Source organism: Pseudomonas sp. P4_B4 (genome assembly GCF_056402255.1).
Window position 1 is genome coordinate 1 of record NZ_JBFUHS010000074.1, and the last position, 3,385, is coordinate 3,385.

Sequence of the window (3,385 nt, forward strand, 5' to 3'; positions counted from 1 at the left end):
CGCTGGTGGTTATGTTGCGGCCTGAGTTATGTGATCCCGACCGAGCGAATAGGCAGTTTCTCTGTTGTCGATAGGCGATTGACGCAACATAAATTGCAGCGCCTTGGTAGACCTTCATCCCCTGGAGTGTCTGCCATGTTCGAGAATATCTATTCTTCAAACGCTGCCTGTAAACGCCATCGTGCGGGATCGCTGGCCGCTGAACGCGAGCGATATCTACAGCACTGTGCTGAGCAGGGCTGTACGCATGCCTCCCTTTACTTGAAGGCGTGCTGCTTGCTTTGGATCGCCGAGCGGGTGCAGCCAAGCGACCTCAATGCAATCAATTCGTCACGGCTGCGCCAGATCATTCACGAAGGGCCATTGCCGGCCAATTCTCCTGCAACTGCTACGACGTTGATAAACACCGCAAGACCTTGGTTTAAGTTCCTAGGCTGGTGGCAAGAGCCAACGGCGGAGCCAATTCCATTCGAGGAGAATCTTGAGCTTTTCGTCTCGTGGATGCGGGATGAACGCGGTTTGACACCATGTACCATCAGTCAATGGCGCAGTCGAGCGGCAACCTTTTTGCGCTGGTGCTTCAACACAGGCCGCCGATTTTCGACGCTTAGCCCCGAGGATATTGATGCCTACTTCATCACCTACGGTGCGCAACGGTGGTCGCGAATTTCGGCAGGGCACGTCGCAACAATGTTGCGGGTATTCCTGCGCTACGCGGCAACGCAGGGAACATGCAGCAGTACATTGGCCGACTCGATCCGCTCCCCGCGACATTACGCCCTGGAGTCACTTCCCTATGCGCTGAGCTGGGAGGATGTTCAGCGAGTACTCGCAACTACAAATTCAAGTTCTGAACTCGATGTGCGCGACCGAGCCATCCTGATGCTTCTCGCCATCTACGGTTTGCGCCGAGGAGAAGTTGCCGCACTCCGGTTGGATCAGATCGACTGGGCTGCTGGCCAATTGCGTATTTGGCGATTGAAGCRCCGTCAGCCGCAGGTTTACCCATTGGTCTCCACAGTGGCTGAGGCATTAGCGCAATACGTCGACACAGTGCGTCCGAAGGTACTGCACCCTGAGATATTCATCCGAACTCGGGCGCCGCGAATCCCCATCTCCGCTGCTGGGCTATACAACATCGTCAGCGGCAGATTGCGCCTGCTCAACATACAAGCTGCACATTTGGGGCCGCACGCGCTTCGACATGCATGCGCGGCCAGGCTGCTCGCCAATGGGCTGAGTCTCAAGGAGATTGGCGACCACCTTGGCCACCGCAGCACATCGGCGACAATGACGTACACCAAGGTGGATCTGGTCTCGTTACGTGAAGTCGGTGACTTCGACCTGGGAGACCTGCTATGAGAACCTTGGACGTAGTCAATGCCTACGTGGCTGTCCGTCGTGCCCAAGGCGTGGGCCTGAATAGCAGTGCCAGAGTGCTGCGTCAGTTTGCACGTGAGACTGGAAACCTACCGCTCCCCGAAGTTACTCCAGAGGCAGTAGCCGCATTTCTGCACGGGCACGGTGAGCTAAGCGCTACGTGGAAGACGAAGCGAGGATTACTTGTTAGCTTTTATCGCTTCGCAATCGCACGTGGCCACGCAACGATCTCGCCCCTGCCGGAACGACCACCACAGCTTCCACCGGCACAGACGCCCTATGTCTATGCCACCGCAGAAATACAGCACCTGTTAGATGCCACCGTCATACTGAGTACCTCGCTCAGTCGCCTTCAAGCTGCGACATACAGAACCCTCCTGCTGATCCTTTACGGTGCTGGGTTGCGCGTCGGCGAGGCGATCAGACTAAACCTCTGTGACGTCGACCTCGAGCAGCGAATCATCACCGTTCGTGACACAAAGTTTTATAAGACAAGGCTGGTGCCGATTGGGCCCAGGCTGGCATCGAAACTGCGAGTCTATCTACGACAACGTTGCGCGCTAGCACTTCCACTAGGCCAAGACTCTGCCCTGCTGTGCACTCGTACTGGCCATCGCCTGAACTACCAATACGTCATAACTCTGTTCCAACGCGTTCGTTTGGCGGCAGGCATTGCTCGCCCAACAGGCGAGCTACGGCCTCCGCGCCTCCATGATCTGCGGCATACAGCCGCCGTACATCGTGTACTGGGATGGTATCGCACCGGCAAGGATGTACAGCGGCTATTGCCGCAATTGGCAACGTATCTGGGGCACGTCGACATAAGGTCGACTCAGCGCTATTTGCACATGACTCCCGAACTGTTGCACGAAGCTAGTCGCCGATTTGCCATTTATTCAGGCCAGGAGATTGATCATGATTGACCGCAATCGCCTCGGGGCATGGGTACGTCGCTTCTTGTTGGAGTATCTGGTCGCCGAGCGCAACCTTTCCCACAACACTCAGATCAGTTACCGCGACACGCTGACCCTCCTGCTTCCATTTGTCAGTCGAAAAGCCTCGGTGGCAATCGACCATTTGTCGGTGCTCGACATATCGCCCGCCATCGTGCGCGCATTCCTTGAACACGTCGAACACGAGCGCGGTTGTGGCATTGTCACGCGCAACCAGCGGCTCTGCGCGATTCATTCATTAGGGCGTTTCATCGCTATGCGATCGCCAGAGCATTTGGCGTGGTGCTCAGAGATCCGTTCTATCCCGTTCAAAAAAACTACCCAGGCAGTCATCCACTATCTCGACAAGCCAGAAGTGGAGGCTCTGCTCCGGGCACCTAATCGAGCTACGAGCCAGGGTGCACGGGACTATGCGATTTTGCTTTTTCTATACAACACTGGCGCCCGCGCTGACGAAGCTGCCTGCCTCAGCGTTGGTAATTTGCAACTTGGGACTTCACCCTCCGTGCGCATTCTGGGTAAGGGAAACAAATGGCGCGTATGCCCCCTGTGGGCAGTAACAGCTACAGCGCTGCGGCCACTCATCGTCGAACGCAGAACAGAGGATCGCGTATTCATAGGTCGTACCGGGAATCCCATGACTCGATTCGGCATGTATCGCGTTGTGTCGGTGTATGGACGAGCAGCCGGCAAGCGGGTTGATTCCATGCAAGATAGGCGCATCAGCCCGCACACTATTCGACACACGACCGCCGTTCACCTGTTAAGAGCCGGGGTCGATATCAATACAATTCGGGCCTGGCTCGGGCATGTCTCCTTGGACACAACCCACATCTACGCGGAAGTCGATCTCGAAATGAAGGCCAAGGCGCTTGCATGTTTGGACGTGACAAATGTGCCTAAGGCTGTGCGCCTGCGACCGAATTCAGCATCTCTCATGGCGTTCATGCGGGGGTTGTAGCATGAATTTATGTGCCACTTTTTGCGCCGGACTCCCGATTGGGAGGCGGCGCCCCTTACCCCCGCAACATAACTCAGGCCGCAACATAACC

The 3,385-nt window shown here is 56.3% G+C and carries 3 protein-coding genes; all 3 read left to right on the forward strand.

Annotated elements, in window-relative coordinates:
* A partial coding sequence (locus AC1DVE_RS31030; RefSeq protein ID WP_477784438.1) for a tyrosine-type recombinase/integrase occupies positions 1-1,362 on the forward strand: 1,362 nt, incomplete at its 5' end.
* The gene (locus AC1DVE_RS31035) at positions 1,359-2,303 is read left to right on the forward strand and encodes a tyrosine-type recombinase/integrase (protein WP_095128462.1); all 945 of its coding nucleotides are present in this window, start codon (positions 1,359-1,361) and stop codon (positions 2,301-2,303) included. The genes AC1DVE_RS31030 and AC1DVE_RS31035, both read left to right, overlap by 4 nt.
* Positions 2,296-3,294: a tyrosine-type recombinase/integrase gene (locus AC1DVE_RS31040; protein WP_095128463.1), complete on the forward strand. Its 999-nt coding sequence runs from the start codon at positions 2,296-2,298 to the stop codon at positions 3,292-3,294. Before AC1DVE_RS31035 ends, AC1DVE_RS31040 begins: the two co-directional genes overlap by 8 nt.
* Positions 3,295-3,385: the final 91 nt, after the last annotated feature.